Raw genomic sequence first — 18,214 nt, forward strand, 5'->3', positions numbered from 1 at the left:
CAACTACCGCATTCAGAGGACTAAACGCGGCGAGTTCCGCCACATTCGAAGGCACCCGACTGGGTCACGGGGACGTGCTTCCCGGAGGATGTGCTCATGGACACGTCCGCCTACGACGCCGATCTGCCCGCCCACGTCGAGCGGGCGCTGGCCGGGTTCCTCGAGCGCGCCGGTGCCGAGATCCGCCGCACCGAACCGGTCGTCGGCGTCGGGATCGACGCGCTGGCCGGGTTCGTCCTGGGCGGCGGAAAACGCCTGCGCCCGACCTTCGCCTGGTGGGGCTGGCGCGGCGCGGGCGGCGATCCGGCGGGACCGGACGTCGAAGGCGTGCTGCAGGCGGTGGCGAGCCTGGAGCTGATCCAGGCGTGCGCGCTGATCCACGACGACCTCATCGATTCCTCCGACTCGCGCCGCGGTTCACCGACCGTGCACATCGCGGGCGCGAAGCTCCACGCCGACAGCGGCTGGCTGGGTTCGCCGAGCACGTTCGGGCTCGCGACCGCCGTTCTGGTCGGCGACCTCGCGCTGGCCTGGGCCGACGACATGTTCGCCGAGGCACCGCTGCCGCCCGCGGCCCTCGCGGCGGCGCGGCCGGCGTGGCGCGCTATGCGCACCGAGGTCCTCGCCGGCCAGTACCTCGACGTCCGCACCCAGGCCACCGGCGACGCCTCCCCCGAGGCTGCGCTGCACATCTGCAAGCTCAAGACGGCCGCGTACACCGTCCAGCGCCCGCTGCACCTCGGTGCCGCGCTCGGTGGCGCCGACGACGCCCTGATCGCGACGCTGCGCGAGTTCGGCGACGAGGTCGGCGTGGCGTTCCAGCTGCGGGACGACCTGCTCGGGGTGTTCGGCGACCCGTCGGTCACCGGCAAGCCCGCGGGCGACGACCTGCGTGAGGGCAAGCGGACACTGCTGGTCGCGCTGGGTCTCCAGGGCGCGGCCGAGCAGGGCAAGGACGCGGCGGCGAAGGTCATCTCCGACGCCATCGGCGACGCTCACCTGTCCGAAGACGCCGTCGAGACCGTGCGCGAGGCGCTGCAGGACGTCGGCGCCGTCGACGCGGTGGAACGCCGCATCGACGAGCTCACCGACTCCGCGATGGCGACGCTGGACCGCGCTCACCTGGCCGAGCCCGCTCCCGCCGCGCTGACCGGGCTGGTCGTCAAGGCGACCCAGCGGACGTACTGATGCGCACTGTCACCGGTCCGAGTGACCACGTGGTGGTGATCGGTGGCGGGCTCGCCGGGCTGTCGGCGACGCTGCACCTGCTCGGCGCCGGCCGCCGGGTGACCCTGCTGGAGCAGGACAAGAGCCCTGGAGGCCGGGCCGGTCAGGCGGATTTCGGCGGCAACACCGTCGACACCGGCGCCAGCGTGCTGACCATGCCGGAGCTGCTCGACGAGGCCTTTTCCGCGGTCGGCGAATCCGTGGCGGACAACCTCACGCTGACCCGGCTCGACCCGGCCTACCGCGCGAGGTTCGCCGACGGCAGCACGATCGCCGTGCACACCGAGGCGGCGGCGATGGAGGCCGAGATCCGCGCGGCCGCGGGCCCGGCCGAAGCCGACGGCTACCGCAGGCTCCGGCGCTGGCTGACCGAGCTGTACGCGGTCCAGAAGGACCACTTCATCGGCGCGAACTTCGATTCCCCGCTCGATCTCGTCCGCCCGGAACTGGCGAAATTGGCCGCACTGGGCGGTTTCGGCCGTCTCGGCCCGAAGATCGGCCGGTTCCTGCGCGACGACCGGGTGCGCCGCCTGTTCTCCTTCCAGGCGCTCTACGCGGGCCTCGATCCGGCGCGCGCGATCGGCGCGTACGGCGTCATCTCCTATATGGACACCGTCGGCGGGGTCTACTACCCGTCGGGCGGGATGGGCGAGATCGCGCGGGCGATGACGAGCGCCGCCGAGCGCGCCGGGGCGGAACTGCGGCTCGGCACCGAAGCCGCTTGGCTGGAAAGGGTTTCCTCGCGGGTACGCGCGGTGCGGACCCGCTCGGGCGAGCGGATTCCTTGCGACACCGTGGTTCTCGCCACCGAACTCGGCACCGCCTACCGGTTGCTCGGTGCCCGCCCCCGGCGGCCGCTGCCGCTGCGGTACTCGCCATCGGCCGTCGTCCTGCACGGGCACGCGCCGGACTCCTGGCCGGATCTGGGCCACCACAACATCTTCTTCGGTCACGCCTGGGAAGAGACGTTTTCGGAGATCATCCGCGAAGGCAAGCTGATGAGCGACCCGTCGCTGCTGGTGACCCGGCCGACCGCGACCGAACCGGGCCTCTCCCCCGGCGGCGGCCAGGTGATCTCGGTGCTGGCCCCGGCGCCGAACCTGCGCCGCGGCAAGATCGACTGGCGTCGGGTCGGTCCCGCCTATCGCGCGGAACTGGTGCGCACACTGGAAAAGCGCGGCCTCACCGGGTTCGCGGACGACTTCTCCGTCGACGAGGCGATCACCCCGGAGGGCTGGGCGGAGCGCGGGCTCACCGCGGGCACACCGTTCTCACTCGCGCACACCTTCGCCCAGACCGGCCCGTTCCGGCCGGGGAACCTCGTGCGAGCGGCGGAAAATGTCGTACTGGCGGGCTGCGGGACCACACCGGGCGTCGGAATCCCTCCGGTGGTGATCTCCGGCAGGCTCGCGGCGGGAAGGGTCACCGGCCGATGAACGAACTCGACGCCGCGGGGATCACCGAGCCGTCGTTGCGGGCCGCGTACACCGAATGCCGCCGCATCAACGCGCATTACGGCCGCACGTTCTTCCTCGCGACCCGGCTGCTGCCGGCGCGGACGCGTCCGTTCGCGCACGCGTTGTACGGCTTCGCGCGGATGGCGGACGAAGTGGTCGACAACCCCGCGCCCGGCACGGATCCCGCGGTCGCCCTGGACGAGGTCGCCGTCATGGTCGCGCGGGTCTTCGACGGCGGCACGCCCGCCGATCCGGTGCTGACCGCGCTCGCCGACACCGTGCGGCGCCACGACCTGGACCGCGAGCTGTTCGACGCCTTCATGCGGTCCATGGCGATGGATCTCAAGATCACCGAATACGCGACCTACGCCGATCTCCGGGAGTACATCCACGGTTCGGCCGAGGTGATCGGCCTGCAGATGCTGCCCGTCTTCGGCACCGTCGTCCCGGTCGCCGAAGCCGTGCCGGGCGCCGCCGCGCTGGGTGAAGCGTTCCAGCTGACCAACTTCCTGCGCGATGTCGGCGAAGACCTCGACCGGGGAAGGCTGTACCTGCCGACCGAGGAGCTGGCCGCGTTCGGCGTCGACCGCGAACTGCTCGAATGGTCCCGTGCCCGCGGGCTGCCCGACCGGCGGGTGCGGCGCGCGCTCGCCGTCGCGGTGGCGCGCAACCGGGCGGTGTACCGCCGCGCCGAAGCGGGCGTCCCGTTGCTGCGCGCGGAATCCCGCGACTGCGTGCGGACCGCGCTCGTGCTCTACGAAGGCATCCTCGACGAAATCGCGGCACTGGGTTACGACGTGCTGAACACCCGCGCGGTCGTCCCGCGCCGTCGCCGGCTGGGAGTCGCGCTGCCGAGGATGCTGGCGAGCGCGTGGAGCAACTCCAGGCTTAGGCTGCGAACATGACCACTGCTGCGAACAGGAAGATTCGGATCGGTGTCCAGCTGCAACCGCAGCACGCCGAATACAAGGCCATCCGCCGGGCGGCTTCGGAGGCCGAAGACCTCGGCGTGGACATCGTCTTCAACTGGGACCATTTCTACCCGCTCTACGGTGAGCCCGAGGGCCTGCACTACGAGTGCTGGACCATGCTGGGCGCCTGGGCGGAGTCCACATCGCGGGTCGAGATCGGCGCACTGGTGACGTGCAACAGCTACCGCAACCCCGAGCTGCTCGCCGACATGGCCCGCACCGTCGACAACATCTCCGACGGACGGCTGATCCTCGGCATCGGCTCCGGCTGGTTCGAGAAGGACTACGACGAGTACGGCTACGAGTTCGGCACCGCGGGCGGGCGGCTCGACAACCTCGCCGAGGCGCTCCCGCGGATCGAAAGCAGGCTGGGCAAGCTGAACCCGCAGCCGGTCCGGGACATCCCGGTGCTGATCGGTGGCGGCGGCGAGAAGAAGACCCTGCGCCTGGTCGCGAAGCACGCCGACATCTGGCACGGCTTCGGCGACCCGGAGGTCGTGGAGCGCAAGGTCAAGATCCTCGACCAGCACTGCGCCGACGTCGGCCGGGACCCGAAGGAGATCGAGCGTTCGGTCGCCGTCGAGGGTGAGCCCGAGGAGCTGGGCCCGAAGCTGCTGGAACTGGGTGTCTCGCTGTTCACCGTGGCGACCGGCGGGCCGGACTACAACCTCGACAAGCTGCGGTCCTGGATCGCTTGGCGGGACAAGCAGCAGTCCTGACCTCTCACACGCGCTAGGAAAGGTCCTTTCCTTGCAAATTTTGCAAGGAAAGGACCTTTCATGGCGTTCAGGACCGATCGCGACGGTGAGCCGCGACCCTCTCCCGGGTGGCGCACCGCGTCGAGCAGTACCGCCGCGGGCTCCCCCCGCCCAAGTGCACGAACGGCTTCCCGCAACCCGCGGCCGCACACAACCCACCCGGCGGCGCCTGACGGTCCGCCAGCAACACCGCCAGCGCCAGCGCGGACGACGTCACCAGCCACGCGCCCCACGGCCCGTCGTCGTCGGCGTCCACGTGGAGGTGCCAGCCGAACCCGTCGGCGTGATCGGTCAGCCGCGGCGGATGCGCGTAACGAGCCAGCAGCCGGTTGAGCACTCCGGCCGCCTCCGCGACATCCCGCGCCGCGAAGACGTCGCGCAGTTCCGCGGCCGCCTCACGCAACGAAGCCACGTCCAACGGCTTCAACTCGACAGAGGTCTCGCCGTGCGCCTCGAGTACGGCGCGAACCGACGCGACCGACGGTTCCGGCGCCAGCAGCACCGTCAGCAGATCCACCGCCCGTTGCGCCGCCGCCCGAGCCGAACGGCCCGGCAAAAAATCCCGCTGCGCTGAAATCATATCCCACTGTAACGTCTTGTCCATGAGAGGCCGTTACAGACTCGCCGCCTACTTGACCGGCGCGACGATCGCCAGGACCGGCGACGAGCTGTCCGGGCCGGCGTTGCTGCTGCTCGGCATCGGTGTCGACGGTTCGGCCGCCACCGGATCCGCGCTGCTCGCGGGACTGACGATCTCCGCGGCGGCGGGCGGGCCGCTGCTCGGCGCTCTGCTCGACCGCAGTCCCAGACCAGGCCGATTGCTGGCGTGGGCGCTTCTCGCCTACGCGGGCGGACTCGGCGCGGTGCTCGCGCTGGTCGAAATCCCCGCGGCGATCCCGGTGGCCGTCGCGGCCGGGCTGCTCAACCCGGCCTTGGCGGGCGGGTGGACGGCGCAGCTGCCGAACGTCCGCGGCGAGACACCGCTGACGAGGGCCAGCACCCTGGACGCGATGACGTTCACCGCCGCGAGCCTCGCCGGTCCGGGACTCGCCGGCCTCGTGGCCGCGTACGCCGGAGCGCCGGCGGCGGTGGCTGTCGCGATCACGCTGGTCGCCGCGGCCTTCCCGGCCGCGTGGTCGCTCCCCGCGGCCGAGGCGAAACCCGCGACACCGATCCGCCGTCAACTCGCCGACGGGTTCGCGGTCCTCTTCCGCAACCGCACCCTGCTGCGCGCCACCGCGACGTCCACGATGTCCTTCCTCGGCATCGGGGTCGCCATCGTCTGCTATCCGCTGCTCGGCGCCCAACGGCTGGGGAATCCGGGCTTCGGCGCGCTGCTGCTCACCGTGCTGGCCGCCGCGTCACTGGTCGCGAACGCGGTGCTGGCCCGCAGGCCGCCGCCGCCGGATCGCACCGTGCTCGCCAGCACCGTCCTGCTGGGCGCGAGCTTCCTGCTCGCGGCATCGGGGCACGACAGGGTGACTCTGCTGGCCGCCGCCGTGCTCGCCGGATTCGCCGAAGGACCGCAGCTTTCGGCGCTTTTCGCCATCCGGCACCGCGAAGCGCCCGCGCGAGTGCGGGCTCAGGTATTCACGACGGCCGCGAGCGTGAAAATCACCGGACTCGCGGCGGGTGCCGCGCTCGCGGGACCGCTGAGCGCACTCTCCGTAACCGCCGCGCTGAGCGCCGCGGCGGGTTGCCAGCTTCTGGCGGCCGCGACGTTCATGCTGGTCAGAGCTAGAACGCCATCGCCTGCGCGCGTCGCTTGACCTCGGTGCCGTGGCTGGTGCGGAGCGCGTTGACCGGTGTGGTCCCCGGCAGGGTCTCGTCCGCGGCGAAGAGCCAGCGCAGCATCTCCGTCCGGCTGAAACCGGCGTCCGCGAGCACGGTGATGGTGCCCGCCAGGCCCTTGACCACGCCGTCCTTGACCAGGAACGCGACCGGGACGTACAGCTCGCCCTTCCGCCGGACGGCGATCAGGTGGCCGTCGCGCAGCATCTGGCGGACCTTGTTGGCCGAGACGTTCAGCGCGGTCGCGACCTCCGGAACCGGGAGAACGGCCACATCTGCATCGAGAACGTCGTCGGCGACGGGAATACCACTCACAGGTGACACTGTGCCACATTCCGTCTCCCGCTCCGTTAGTACGCATGGGTGACGACCCGGACCATGACGGAGAGTGCCCACCCGGTCACGTATACCGCCGATTCGACGAAATGGCGGGAATCGTGATCCCCGGCGAGCCAGGTCCCGTACACCAGAACATGGGTACTTCCGTACGATCCATAGCCGTGACACGCACGGACCCCACGCTGGTGGGCACTCTGCTCGAGGGCCGCTACCGGGTGGACAAGCTGCTCGCACGCGGTGGGATGTCGTCGGTGTACCGCGGCGTCGACACCCGCCTGGACCGCCAGGTCGCCATCAAGATCATGGACCCACGGTTCGCCGACGACAGGTCGTTCGTCGAGCGTTTCGAGCGGGAGGCCAGGTCAGCGGCCCGGCTGCATCATCCACACGTGGTGGCGGTGCACGACCAGGGTTTCGACACCCCCGGCGGCGAGGAGTCCGGCCGCGCGTTCTTGGTCATGGAACTCGTCGACGGCGGGACCCTGCGTGAACTGCTCGCCGAACGCGGTCCACTGGACGTCGCGCTCGCGCTGAGCATCATCGAACCGGTGCTCTCCGCGCTGGCCGCGGCGCACGCCGCGGGGCTGGTGCACCGCGACGTCAAACCGGAGAACGTGCTCATCGGCCGCGGCGGCACGGCGCTTTCGGGCGGCGTGGTCAAGGTGGGCGACTTCGGTCTGGTCCGCGCGATCGCGAGCGCGGGCACCACGAGTTCGAGCGTCATCCTCGGCACCGTCGCCTACGTGTCCCCCGAGCAGGTCGCGACCGGCGCGACCACCTCGCGCGGCGACGTCTACTCGGCCGGGATCCTGCTGTACGAAATGCTCACCGGACGTCCGCCGTACACCGGCGACACCGCCCTCTCGGTGGCGTACCGGCACGTCAACGACGACGTCCCGCGCCCGAGCGAGCTGCGGCCGGGCATCCCGCCGCTGCTCGACGAACTGATCCTGCGCGCCACGCGCCGCGACCCCGAGCAGCGTCCGGCCGACGCCGCGGCGTTCCTCGCCGAGCTGAACCACCTGCGTACCGTCCTCGGCGTCCCGGCCGTCCCGGTGCCCGTGCCGCTGCCCGCCGACGCCGACCGGGAGACCGACGCCGAACGCACGACTCCCGGCATCCCCGCCGTCCCGGCGGCGAACCCGGCCCTGGCGACGACGGTGCTGACCCCGGTCGCCGAGGCGACCATGCCGGTCACCGGCCCGCGCGGAACGCAGGCACTGCACCGTGAGCCGCAGATCCCCGCCGCCCAGCCACCCCGCACGCCTCCCCCACGGCCCCAACCGGCCGCCGACGACGAGCAGCCGGGGTCGCGCAAGCGCCTCTACGTCATGATCGCCGCCGCGGTGCTGGTTCTCGGCGGCCTGATCGGCGCGTTCGCCTTCATCCTCAACGACACCGGGCCGAGCTCGTCGTCGGTGCCGAAACTGGCGGGGATGAACCAGGCCGCCGCCGGGGACGCGCTCCGCTCGGCGAAGCTGACCCCCGCCTACACCGAGGAGTACAGCGACACCGCCGCCCAGCACACGGTGATCCGGTCCGACCCGGGCGAGGGCACGTCGCTCGCGCCGGGTTCCACGGTCAACGTCGTGCTTTCGAAGGGCCGGCCGATCGTGCCGGACATCCAGGCCGGGACGAGCCCGCAGGACGCGGAGACGGCGATCAAGGCCGCACAGCTGACCCCGGTCCAGGGCGAGCAGGAGTACAGCGACGTCGCCAAGAACAAGGTGATCCGCGTCGACCCGAGCCCCGGTTCGCAGCTGAACATCGGTGGGCAGGTCACGATCATCCTGTCGAAGGGCCCCGAGCCGCTGCCGCCGGTCCCGGACGTCACCGGGCAGAGCAAGGACGCCGCGTTCCAGATCCTGCAGCAGGCGGGCTTCCAGCCGTTCCAGGCCGGCGAGGAGTTCTCCGACCAGTTCGCCGCCGGTCAGGTGATCCGCACCGACCCGAAGGGCGGCGGCAAGGCGAGCAACCGCCGTATCGGAGTGTTCGTTTCGAACGCCGTCGAAGTACCGAACGTGACCTTCAAACGGATGGAGGAGGCGATTCAGATCCTGAAACAGGCGGGTCTGGAGCCCGACCGCCAGGGTCGCGGAAACGGGAACGGTCACGGCGGCGGAAACGGTGGTTTCGACTTCGTCCTGGAACAGGATCCGCAGCCGGGCACCAAGGTGCCGAAGGGCACGAAAGTGAAGATCAAGGGCTTCGGGTGACGCGAAAGGTACCTTGAAACCGTTCAGTACCGGCATGGTCATCGGCTACCGTGAGCGCATGGTGGTCGTTGACGGCGTGAACGGCAGGTCGGACAGCTTCACCCCGCGTCCTGCCGCGCCGCGATGAGCTTCTTCACGGACGGTCCGCGCAGCCGCCCCCTGTTCCCGGTGCCGGAACAGGAACTGTTCGGCTACAACGGCCGCCCCTGGGTGGAGCCGCCGCACGAGTACATCGTCCCGGCGATCCTGCCCTGGTCGATGCCGCTGGGCCGCGCCGAGCGGACCATCGTGGCGCTGCGCGGGATCGAGGTGTGGCCGGAGTCTGCGTCCTTCCAGCTGTCGGTGTACTCGCGTGATCTGCTGCTGGACGAACCCGGCGAAGGCCTGATCGACCACCGCCGGGTCCCGGACTACAACGCGCTGCTGGTCGGAGTGCTCTTCCCCGACGGCAGGCGCGCCAGTTCGGAGACCATCTCCGTGCCGTCGGCCACCAAACCGGACCAGCCGGTGCTGCGCGCGCAGGGGCTGGGCGGTTCGGCGTTCCACGTCGAACACGAGATCTTCCTGTGGCCGCTGCCGCCCGACGGGCCGCTGGAGCTCATCGTCCAATGGCTCGACCGCGACATCGAGGAGACGCACACCTCGCTCGACGGCACCGCGATCCGCGACGCCGCCAAGGAGGCGGGCGAGATCTGGCCAGGCCTGCCCGCACGGGAGGCGCACGGACTGCCGGTCCGCCGGGTCGGGGCACAGGCGATGATCACCCCGGCCTGGCCCCGCGATTCACAGGCCCCGCCGCCCTTGCCGCAGCCGCAGCGGCCGTCCTCGCCGCCCGCCGAGGCGACCGCTCCGGCGGCGGATCAGCCGCGGCGTGGTGCGCCACTGCCGACCCGCCTCCCCCGCCGGGCTCGCTGAGGACCGGTAAGGCTGTTGCGATCACCCGCCCGGACCGTCATCGGTACAGCGGGTCTTGAGTGGCGATTCGGGTTATCGAGGGTAGTCAAATGCGGCGTGACCGACCCTCTGCGGTGAAGGACCCCTTCGCTGACTCCGAGGCAGTGGAGGGAGCCGGTCGTGCCCCTGAGTGTCCACAAAGGACACCTTCTTCCAGCTGAATGTCCGAGTTGTGACTATATGCGTGGTTTCCGATGGGGGCCGTGAGTGGCAAGCAGGGTTCTAACCCTCTTTATCACTTACGCCCCCTTGCAAGCCGTGCAAATTACCCAAATCGGGCACCATTATCTCGAAAGTGTCCCTTATGGACATTCGGGAAGGGGGATGGGCAAATGTGGCGTGTCCGCGAGGGCCTCCTTGCTTACCCTGACAGCAGTGAAGGAGGCCCTCGCCACCCCGGTTCGACGCCCCCGATGTGGCACTGGAGGCGCTGAGCGTCCCCAATGCCACATCGGGAACACCGCAGCCCCAACGTCGTACCCTGATGCCCCGAACGGCCCCTTTGCCCTTACCCCTCCAGAGAACCCGAATCGCCACTCACGACCATTCAGCGGAACGCTTCGACGTTCGCCACCGCCCACTCCGCATAGGTGACGCCGGGCCGTCCGGTGAGTTCCTGGACTACCCCCGTCGGCTTGTCGGGGTTCTCCGTGAAGTACGCGAAGCCGTCGAGGAGCCATTCGGCGATCTCCGCCGGGATCCCGGCGGCGGCCCACTGCTTGTTCGCCTCTTCCCGGGTCAGCTCCTGGAAGACCACCTCTTCGCCGAGCGCGGCCGAGATGGCGGCGACCTGTTCACGCTGACTGACCGCCGTCGGCCCGCTCAGCGTGTGCTTCTTGCCGACGTGCCCTTCGGTCAGGATGACGTGCGCCGCGACCGCGGCGATGTCCGCGAGGTCGATCGGCGTCATCCGTGACTCGGGGTAGGCCTCGCGGACCACGCGCTCGGCCTTGATCGTCTCGGCCCAGCCGAGGGTGTTGTTCATGAACGCGCCCGGCCGCAGGAACGTCCAGTCGAAGCCCGCCTCCCGGACGGCCTTCTCGATGATCGCGTAGTCAACGCCGCTCGAGTTCTCCGCCGGATCGTCGGCGTTGCTGCCCGACAGCGCCACCACCCGGCGCACTCCGGCCTCCTTCGCCAGCTTCACGAAGTCGTCCACCTTGGCCGCGAGCGGCGCCAGGTACACGGTCTCGATGCCTTTCAGGGCTTCCGGCAAGGTCTCCGGCTTGCCCAGGTACCCCTTGGCGACCTCCACCTGCTCGGGCAACGCCGCCTTCACCGGATTGACGGTCAGCGCCCGCACCGGCGCCCCGGCCTCCACCAGCTCGTCGACGAGCAGCCTGCCGACGCTTCCGGTCGCACCGGTCACCAGGATCGTCACGATTCCCCACTCCTTTTCGTACGCCCTACGGGATAACTTTAACCGTACCGCATACGAGAATGTAGAATCCAGCTTCACGGCCGAGTGGAGTGTGGATGGATTTCGAGCGCAGCCTCGAACTGTTGTGGCGTGACCGCGGCGAAACCCGGCAGCCGACCAGGGGGCGAAAGCCGAAACTGACCCTCGACCAGGTGATCGCCACCGCCGTCGCGCTCGCCGACAGCGCGGGCGAGGCGACCGTGTCGATGAGCCAGATCGCCAAGGAACTCGGCGCCGGCACGATGACGCTCTACACCTACGTCCCCGGCAAGACGGAACTGCTCGATCTCATGGTGGACTCGGTGCTCGCCGAGCGGGACCTCCCCGGCCCCGGCGACCCGCGGCCGGACGGCTGGCGCGAGCAGGTGCGGCTCTACGCCGAGCGCACCCTGGCCGTGTTCCGCGCGCATCCGTGGCTGCGCTCGACGTCGATGGTGCGGCCGGTGCTCGGCCCCGGGCTGATGGCGGGCCAGGAGTACCTGATCGCGGCGGTGTCGGACATCGGGCTGGAGCCGCGCAAGACGGCCGCGGCCGCGAACAGCATCGAGATCTACGTGCAGGCCAACGCGACGCTGTTCGCCGAGACCGCGCAGGTCGAACAGGAGACCGGGCAGTCGACCGACGCCTGGTGGGGGCAGCGGTCGGTCTTCTGGGAGAAGTACTTCGACGTGGAGCGCCATCCGGCGATGACGCGGATCTGGGAAAGCGGCGGTTACGACGCGGACACCTGCGAGGCCGCCGACGAGACCTTCGCGTTCGGCCTGGAACGCCTGCTGGACGGCATCGAAGCCCTCGTCACCCGCTGACCCCTGACGCGTTTCGTCCTCTGAATGCGGTAGTTCGTATCGCCAACCACCGCATTCAGAGGACGAAACGCGTCAGGAGACGGTCGGTAGATCGGGTGCCGAGACGTCGAAGACCTTGCCCTCGCGGGTGAGCAGGGCGGCCAGGACCTTCGCCTTGCGTTCGGTGTCGGCCGAGGTCCCCCACCGCACGGTCTTCCCGTCGGCCAGCGCGAACTCGACACTGCCGGGGGTCCTCGCCGTCGCGGTGGTGACCTGCTTGAGCAACTGCTGCGGGATCACGCCGAGGACGCCGGTCACCGCGCGGGTCACCGGGTCGTCGGCCGACACCGACGGCAGCTTCAGCTCGGGCAGCCCGGCGGGCCGCTCCTTGACGGTCTTGAACACCACTCCCCCGCCGTCGACGAGGTGCACGCCGTCGCCGCCGGGCCCGCTGTCGAAGAACGCGATCGCGGTCCGCTCGGTCACGGTGATCTCGAGGGTGCTCGGCCACGACCGGGAGACGTCGACGGTGGCGATGCCGGGCATCTGCGCCACCTTGTCCCGGATCTCGTCGGTGTCCAGGCGCAGCATCGGTTTCTGGTCCGGCACCGCCGCCGTGGCGCGGATCTGGTCCGCGGGCACGGAGCTCGCCCCGACGACGTCGACCTGCTGCACTCCCAGCATCGAGCTGAACCACAGCAGGTAGACGAGGGCGACGGCGGTCAGCACCGACAGCAGCGCGACCCAGCGGCGCCGCATCTCCTTGTGCCTGGCGGGCCGGGCGGTGCGGCGGCGGTCGTACACGGACCGCCTGCGGCGCCGGGCCTTCGCGCGTTGTGCACTGCTCGGACGCCGACCGGGTTCGGCCGGGCGGCGGCGTTCCCCGGTCTGCGTCATGGCTAGCCTGCCCGCCGGTCCAGTTCGGCCAGGATCTCCGGGCCGAGCTGCGTGACGTCGCCGGCGCCCATGGTCACCAGCAGGTCGCCGGGTTTGACCAGATCCGCCGCGAGCTTCGCCGCGACGTCGAACGCGGGCTGGTAGTGCACGGGGACACCGGAGATCTGGTCGGCGATGAGCGCACCGCTCACGCCGGGCTCCGGCTTCTCGCGCGCCCCGAAGACGTCCAGCACGACGACCTCGTCGGCCAGCGACAGCGCGGCCGCGAACTCCTTCGAGAACGTCTTCGTACGCGAGTACAGATGCGGCTGGAAGACCACGATGACCCGGCCCGGGCCCGCGGCCGTCCGCACCGCGCGCAGCTGCGCGTCGACCTCGGTCGGGTGGTGCGCGTAATCGTCGTACACGCGGACGTCGCCCGAGCGGCCCTTGAACTCGAACCGCCGCCGGACGCCGCCGAACGCGGCGAGCCCTTCGGCCAGTCCTTCGACCGGCGCGCCGAGCTCGATCCCGGCCAGCAGCGCGGCGATCGCGTTCAGCGCCATGTGGTCGCCCGGCACCGCGACCCGCAGGACGATTTCCTCACCCCGCAGGGAGATCCGGACGACACCGCCGTCGGGGGCCGGCGCGTAGTCCAGCACCTTGGCGTCCTCGGCACCGGTGACCGAACGCCCGTAGCGACGAACGCGGATGCCCTGCTCCGAGGCTCGCGCACCCAGCTTCTCGGCGCCCTCGTCGTCACCGCAGACGATGAGCAGCCCACCCGGCACGATCCGGCCGAGGAAGTCGGTGAACACCGAGACATACGCCTCGGCCGTGCCGTGGTGGTCCAGGTGGTCCGGCTCGACGTTGGTCACCACGGCGACCGACGGCGAGTAGGCCAGGAACGACCCGTCGCTCTCGTCGGCCTCGGCGACGAAGATCCCGCCCTCGCCGTGGTGCGCGTTGGCGCCCGACTCGTTGAGGTCGCCGCCGATGGCGAACGACGGATCGAGACGGCACTGCTGCAGCGCGACGGTCAGCATCGACGTCGTCGACGTCTTGCCGTGCGTCCCGGCGATGCAGGCGACGCGGTGCCCCTCCATCAGCCCGGCCAGCGCCTCGGCGCGGTGCAGCACGGTGATCCCGCGTTCCCGCGCGGCCACCAGTTCCGGGTTGTCGTCCTTGATCGCGGTCGACACGATCACCGAGGACGGGCCTTCGGGGAACGCGTCGAGGTTCTCGGCGCGCTGGCCGACGGCGATCTCGGCGCCCTGGGCACGCAGCGAAAGGAACGCGCGCGACTCCTTGGCGTCGGATCCGGAGACCTGGGCACCGCGGGCCAGCAGGATCCGCGCGATGCCGCTCATCCCGGCGCCGCCGATCCCGACCAGGTGGGCACGCCTGAGCGTGTCGGGGAGATTGTCAGGCACCTGCGGCCTCCAGCACGATCTTGGCAAGGGTCTCGTCGGCCTCGCGGTGGCCGAGGCCGACCGCGGCCGCACTCATCTTCGCGACCCTGTCGGCGTCGGACACCAGCGGGATCACCAGCTCCGCGACCTTGGCGGGGGTGAGGTCGGCGTCGTCGACCATCAGCCCGGCACCCGCTTCGACCGCGGGCCGGGCGTTGACCGCCTGTTCGCCGTTGCCGTAAGGCAGCGGGACGAACACCGCGGGCAGGCCGACGGCGGACACCTCGGCCACGGTCATCGCGCCGGAGCGGCACAGCACCGCGTCGGCGGCGGCGTAGGCCAGGTCCATGCGCTCCAGGTAGGGCACCGGGACGTACGCGGGCCTTCCGGGGAACTCCTGGACGACCAGCGTGTTCTTCGGCCCGTGGGCGTGCAGGACGCCGACGCCGGCATCCGCGAACTCCTTGGCGGCGCCCGAAACGGCGCCGTTGATCGACACCGCGCCCTGCGAACCGCCGAAGACCAGCAGCGTCGGAGCGTCGGGGTCGAGCCCGAAGTGCTCACGGGCTTCGGCGCGCAGCGCGGCCCTGTCGAGCGAGGTGATGGAGCGGCGCAGCGGGATGCCGATGACCTCGGCCTTCGCCAGCGGCGTCCCCGGGACCGCGACGGCGACGCGGACGGCGAACCGCGCGCCGACCTTGTTCGCCAGGCCCGGCTTCTCGTTGGCCTCGTGCACCACGATCGGCGTGCGGCCGCGCGCGGCGAGGTACGCCGGGAGCGCGACGTACCCGCCGAAGCCGACGACGACGTCCGCGCCGACCCGGTCCAGGACCTCACGGGTGCGCTTGACCGCGTCGCGGACCTTCAGCGGCATCTTCAGCAGTTCGGGTGTCGGTTTGCGGGGCATCGGCACCGGCGGGATCAGCTCCAGCGGGTAGCCCCGCGCCGGGACGAGCTTGTTCTCCAGTCCGCGCTGGGTCCCCAGCGCGATCACCTTCGCGTCGGGACGCAGGCGCATCACCGCGTCGGCGAGGGCGAGTGCCGGTTCGATATGCCCTGCGGTACCACCGCCGGCGACCACGACCACCGGTGCCTTGCCGGCGACCTCGCCTGCGGCGCCACCTCTGACGGGGTTGTTCACCTATGACCTCTCCGGTTTGCGGTACCCCGTTTCGCGGTACCGCGGTTCGCCGCCGTTCGCGCGGCCGTCCTCCTGCCGGGTTCCCGTACCGAACGGCGCCGCTCCTGTGCGGGCGAAGGCCTCGCCGTCCTCGGCGCGGGCCTCGCCGCCTTGGCGGCGCCTCCCCTGGCCGCGGTGCCCTTGCGTTTGGCGGGCGGGCGGTACGGCTCGGGCGCGGGAAGCCTCAGCAGGCGTCCGAATTTACCCGGCCCCTGCGAGCGCAGTGCGGCCACCGCCTCCGGTTCGTGCCGGGCGGCGTTGGCGAGGATCCCCATGATGAGCATGGTGATCACCAGCGACGTGCCACCGTACGAGATCAACGGCAGCGTGACCCCGGTGACCGGCAGCAGGCCGACCACGTAGCCGATGTTGATCCCCGCCTGCGCGACCAGGAAGACGGTCAGCGTGCCGGACACGATGCGGATCCACGGGTCGAGGTTGCGGGTGGCGATCCGCAGGCCCACGACGGCGACCCCGGCGAACAGCCCGAGCACCACCACGCAGCCGACGAAGCCGAGTTCCTCGCCGATCAGGGCGAAGATGAAGTCGTTCTGCACGTTCGGCAGGTAGCCCCAGTTGGACTGGCCCTGGCCGAGCCCCTTTCCGAGGAACCCGCCGTCGGCGAGCGCGAGTTTCGCCTGGTTGGCCTGGAAACCGTCCGCGCTGGTGTCCGGGTCGCCGGAGACGAACGACATGACCCGCGCGAGCCGGTACGGCGCGATGATCGCCAGCACCAGGATCCCGGCGAGACCACCCGCGAGGATGACGCCGAACAGTCGTTTCGGAGCGCCCGCGAACCACAGCAGGGCCATCAGCACGACCGCGAGGGTGATCGTGCCGCCGAGGTCGGGCTGCATCATGACCAGCGCGAACATCAGCAGCGCGATCGGCACGACCGGGACGAGCAGATGCCGCCATTGGTTGATGATGTTGTACTTGATCACCAGGATGTGCGCGCCCCAGAAGGCCAGCGCGACCTTCGCCGCCTCGACCGGTTGGAAGGCGAACCCCCCGAGGCGGAACCAGCCCTGCGAGCCGTTGACCTCGGAGCCGAGCGGGGTCAGCACCAGCACGAGCAGCCCGAGGCACACCACCGTCGCCGTCGCCGACAACCGCCGGACGCGTTCCAGCGGCACCCGCAGCCCGATCCAGAACACCACGGCGCCGATCGCGACGAACATGAGGTGTTTGCTGAACTGGGCGTACACGCCGGTGCCGGTCTTGGGGTTGTACGAAGCGACCGACGACGCGGACAGCACCATCACGATGCCGATCACGGTCAGCACGCCGGTGAGCGCCAGGACCAGGTGGAACGAAGCGAGCGGCCGCGAAAGCCAGGCCGTCAGCGCGGTGCGGAAGGCGACGAACGGGCTTTCCTTGCGTTCCCGGCGCTTGCGGGGCGCGGTTTCGCGCTTTCTTTCCTCAACCGCCGTCACTGGTCTCCCCCGCACCGTCGCGCAGGACACGGACCGCACGCGCGAACGCGTCGCCGCGCTCGCCGTAGGAGCGGTACATGTCCAACGACGCCGCGGCGGGGGCCAGCAGCACCACATCTCCAGGGCGCGCCAGGGCTCGGGCCGCCTTCACCGCCGCAGTCATGGTGTCATCGTCACCCGAAGGGAGGCTGTTGACCGGGACATCCGGCGCGTGTCGCGCGACAGCGGCGGCGATCACGGGTGAATCGACGCCGAACAGGACGACGCCGCGCAGCCGCCCGGCGATCGAGCCGACGAGTTCGTCCACGGAAGCGCCCTTGAGCTGGCCACCGGCGATCCAGACGACGTTCAGATGGGCGCGCAGCGAACCGCTCGCCGCGTGCGGGTTGGTCGCCTTGGAGTCGTTGATGTACCGGACGCCGTCGATCTCGCCGATCTCCTCGGCGCGATGCGGGGCCGGCCGGTACTCGCGCAGTCCCTTGGCGACGTCCTCGCCGGTGACGCCGTACGCGCGGGCCAGCGCGGCGGCGGCGAGCGCGTTCGAGACGTTGTGCGGGCCGGCGGGACGCACGTCGGCCAGGGTGCCGAGTTCGTCGGCGCTGGTCGCCGGATCGGCGACGAAGGCGCGGTCGACCAGCAGGTCTTCCACGATCCCGAGTTCACCGGGGCGCGGGGTGTCCATGCCGAAGGCGACGCGGCGGGCGTCCGCGGGCGCGTGCTCGTCGGCGAGCCGGGCGGACCAAGGCTCGCCGAGGTTGTGCACCACGTTCCGGGAATGGGTGTGGACCCGTCCCTTCGCGGCCGCGTACTCCTCCATCGAGCCGTGCCAGTCGAGGTGGTCCTCGGCCAGGTTCAGCACCACCGAGGCGTGCGGCGCCAGCGTCGACGACCAGTGCAACTGGAAGCTCGACAGTTCCACGGCGAGCACCTCGTGCCCAGCCCGGACCGCGTCGAGCACCGCGAAACCGACGTTCCCGCAGGCCACGGCGTCGACCCCGGCGGACCGCAGGATCGACTCCAGCATCCCGACCGTGGTGGTCTTGCCGTTGGTGCCGGTGATCGCGAGCCACACCGGCGGCTTGTCGCGCAGCTGCCCGACGCGCCACGCCAGCTCGACGTCGCCGATCACCTCGATCCCCGCCTCGGCCGCCGCCACCAGCAGCGGCGACGTCGGCTTCCAGCCGGGGCTGGTCACGACCAGCTCGACACCTTCGGGTGGCTCCGTCAGGCCCGGCACGAGTTCCGCGCCGAGCCCTTCGAGCTCCGCCAGCCGCTCGGCGTTGCCGTCGGTGACGGTGATCCGTGCGCCCAGGTCCGCCAGGACGGGGACGATGGACTTGCCGGTGACCCCGGCTCCGGCGACGAGGACGTGACGCCCGGCCAGTTCCACTT

The 18,214-nt window shown here is 70.7% G+C and carries 16 protein-coding genes; 8 read left to right on the forward strand and 8 right to left on the reverse strand.

Annotated elements, in window-relative coordinates; genetic code table 11:
- The first annotated feature begins 96 nt into the window (after positions 1 to 96).
- Genes AC0685_RS31175 through AC0685_RS31190 form a run of 4 tightly spaced genes read left to right on the forward strand, consistent with a single transcriptional unit; the run spans position 97 to position 4,374 of the window.
- Positions 97 to 1,188, forward strand: coding sequence for a polyprenyl synthetase family protein (locus tag AC0685_RS31175; RefSeq protein ID WP_478228754.1), 1,092 nt, complete (start codon positions 97 to 99; stop codon positions 1,186 to 1,188).
- Positions 1,188 to 2,663, forward strand: coding sequence for a phytoene desaturase family protein (gene crtI / locus AC0685_RS31180; RefSeq protein WP_478228755.1), 1,476 nt, complete (start codon positions 1,188 to 1,190; stop codon positions 2,661 to 2,663). The genes AC0685_RS31175 and crtI overlap by 1 nt, the downstream gene beginning before the upstream one ends.
- Positions 2,660 to 3,589, forward strand: a complete 930-nt coding sequence (locus AC0685_RS31185; protein WP_478228756.1) for a phytoene/squalene synthase family protein — start codon at positions 2,660 to 2,662, stop codon at positions 3,587 to 3,589. The genes crtI and AC0685_RS31185 overlap by 4 nt, the downstream gene beginning before the upstream one ends.
- Entirely contained in the window at positions 3,586 to 4,374 is a 789-nt protein-coding gene (locus tag AC0685_RS31190) for an LLM class F420-dependent oxidoreductase (RefSeq protein ID WP_478228757.1), read from the forward strand. Before AC0685_RS31185 ends, AC0685_RS31190 begins: the two co-directional genes overlap by 4 nt.
- 67 nt (positions 4,375 to 4,441) lie before the next feature.
- Here the strand turns inward: AC0685_RS31190 and AC0685_RS31195 are convergent, their stop codons facing one another.
- The gene (locus AC0685_RS31195) at positions 4,442 to 4,993 is read right to left on the reverse strand and encodes a CGNR zinc finger domain-containing protein (protein WP_478228758.1); all 552 of its coding nucleotides are present in this window, start codon (positions 4,991 to 4,993) and stop codon (positions 4,442 to 4,444) included.
- Between the two features lie 22 nt (positions 4,994 to 5,015).
- On the opposite strand from AC0685_RS31195, the gene AC0685_RS31200 reads away from it, so the two are divergent.
- Complete coding sequence (locus AC0685_RS31200) at positions 5,016 to 6,182, forward strand: MFS transporter (RefSeq protein WP_478228759.1); 1,167 nt, start codon at positions 5,016 to 5,018, stop codon at positions 6,180 to 6,182.
- Here AC0685_RS31200 and AC0685_RS31205 read toward each other — a convergent pair.
- Positions 6,151 to 6,519: an Rv2175c family DNA-binding protein gene (locus tag AC0685_RS31205; RefSeq protein ID WP_126734959.1), complete on the reverse strand. Its 369-nt coding sequence runs from the start codon at positions 6,517 to 6,519 to the stop codon at positions 6,151 to 6,153. The two genes, AC0685_RS31200 and AC0685_RS31205, sit on opposite strands and share 32 nt — an antisense overlap.
- A 185-nt stretch (positions 6,520 to 6,704) precedes the next feature.
- On the opposite strand from AC0685_RS31205, the gene AC0685_RS31210 reads away from it, so the two are divergent.
- Positions 6,705 to 8,759: a PASTA domain-containing protein gene (locus AC0685_RS31210; RefSeq protein WP_478228760.1), complete on the forward strand. Its 2,055-nt coding sequence runs from the start codon at positions 6,705 to 6,707 to the stop codon at positions 8,757 to 8,759.
- Positions 8,760 to 8,882: 123 nt separating this feature from the next.
- On the forward strand, positions 8,883 to 9,674 hold the full coding sequence (locus AC0685_RS31215; protein WP_478228761.1) for a hypothetical protein: 792 nt from the start codon (positions 8,883 to 8,885) through the stop codon (positions 9,672 to 9,674).
- Positions 9,675 to 10,260: 586 nt separating this feature from the next.
- On the opposite strand, the gene AC0685_RS31220 is transcribed toward AC0685_RS31215, so the two are convergent.
- Entirely contained in the window at positions 10,261 to 11,094 is an 834-nt protein-coding gene (locus tag AC0685_RS31220) for an NAD(P)H-binding protein (protein WP_478228762.1), read from the reverse strand.
- Between the two features lie 95 nt (positions 11,095 to 11,189).
- On the opposite strand from AC0685_RS31220, the gene AC0685_RS31225 reads away from it, so the two are divergent.
- The gene (locus AC0685_RS31225) at positions 11,190 to 11,939 is read left to right on the forward strand and encodes a TetR/AcrR family transcriptional regulator (RefSeq protein WP_478228763.1); all 750 of its coding nucleotides are present in this window, start codon (positions 11,190 to 11,192) and stop codon (positions 11,937 to 11,939) included.
- Between the two features lie 72 nt (positions 11,940 to 12,011).
- Here AC0685_RS31225 and AC0685_RS31230 read toward each other — a convergent pair whose 3' ends face one another.
- Genes AC0685_RS31230 through murD form a run of 5 tightly spaced genes read right to left on the reverse strand, consistent with a single transcriptional unit; the run spans position 12,012 to position 18,212 of the window.
- The gene (locus tag AC0685_RS31230; RefSeq protein WP_478228764.1) at positions 12,012 to 12,815 is read right to left on the reverse strand and encodes a cell division protein FtsQ/DivIB; all 804 of its coding nucleotides are present in this window, start codon (positions 12,813 to 12,815) and stop codon (positions 12,012 to 12,014) included.
- A 2-nt stretch (positions 12,816 to 12,817) separates the two neighbouring features.
- Positions 12,818 to 14,227: a UDP-N-acetylmuramate--L-alanine ligase gene (gene murC / locus AC0685_RS31235; protein WP_478228765.1), complete on the reverse strand. Its 1,410-nt coding sequence runs from the start codon at positions 14,225 to 14,227 to the stop codon at positions 12,818 to 12,820.
- Positions 14,220 to 15,347, reverse strand: coding sequence for an undecaprenyldiphospho-muramoylpentapeptide beta-N-acetylglucosaminyltransferase (gene murG, locus AC0685_RS31240; RefSeq protein WP_478228766.1), 1,128 nt, complete (start codon positions 15,345 to 15,347; stop codon positions 14,220 to 14,222). Before murG ends, murC begins: the two co-directional genes overlap by 8 nt.
- Entirely contained in the window at positions 15,344 to 16,822 is a 1,479-nt protein-coding gene (gene ftsW / locus AC0685_RS31245) for a putative lipid II flippase FtsW (RefSeq protein ID WP_478228767.1), read from the reverse strand. The genes murG and ftsW overlap by 4 nt, the downstream gene beginning before the upstream one ends.
- Positions 16,809 to 18,212, reverse strand: a complete 1,404-nt coding sequence (gene murD, locus AC0685_RS31250; protein WP_478228768.1) for a UDP-N-acetylmuramoyl-L-alanine--D-glutamate ligase — start codon at positions 18,210 to 18,212, stop codon at positions 16,809 to 16,811. Before murD ends, ftsW begins: the two co-directional genes overlap by 14 nt.
- Between the last annotated feature and the right edge of the window lie 2 nt (positions 18,213 to 18,214).

The organism is Amycolatopsis sp. NPDC043889 (assembly GCF_056435645.1).

Bases quoted from the DNA above. Each gene is read 5' to 3' on its own strand.
- AC0685_RS31190 (WP_478228757.1), top strand. From the start codon at position 3,586: ATGACCACTGCTGCGAACAGGAAGATTCGGATCGGTGTCCAGCTGCAA.
- AC0685_RS31185 (WP_478228756.1), top strand. From the start codon at position 2,660: ATGAACGAACTCGACGCCGCGGGGATCACCGAGCCGTCGTTGCGGGCC.
- AC0685_RS31200 (WP_478228759.1), top strand. From the start codon at position 5,016: ATGAGAGGCCGTTACAGACTCGCCGCCTACTTGACCGGCGCGACGATC.
- AC0685_RS31225 (WP_478228763.1), top strand. From the start codon at position 11,190: ATGGATTTCGAGCGCAGCCTCGAACTGTTGTGGCGTGACCGCGGCGAA.
- AC0685_RS31195 (WP_478228758.1), bottom strand. From the start codon at position 4,993: ATGATTTCAGCGCAGCGGGATTTTTTGCCGGGCCGTTCGGCTCGGGCG.
- AC0685_RS31215 (WP_478228761.1), top strand. From the start codon at position 8,883: ATGAGCTTCTTCACGGACGGTCCGCGCAGCCGCCCCCTGTTCCCGGTG.
- crtI (WP_478228755.1), top strand. From the start codon at position 1,188: ATGCGCACTGTCACCGGTCCGAGTGACCACGTGGTGGTGATCGGTGGC.
- AC0685_RS31230 (WP_478228764.1), bottom strand. From the start codon at position 12,815: ATGACGCAGACCGGGGAACGCCGCCGCCCGGCCGAACCCGGTCGGCGT.
- AC0685_RS31175 (WP_478228754.1), top strand. From the start codon at position 97: ATGGACACGTCCGCCTACGACGCCGATCTGCCCGCCCACGTCGAGCGG.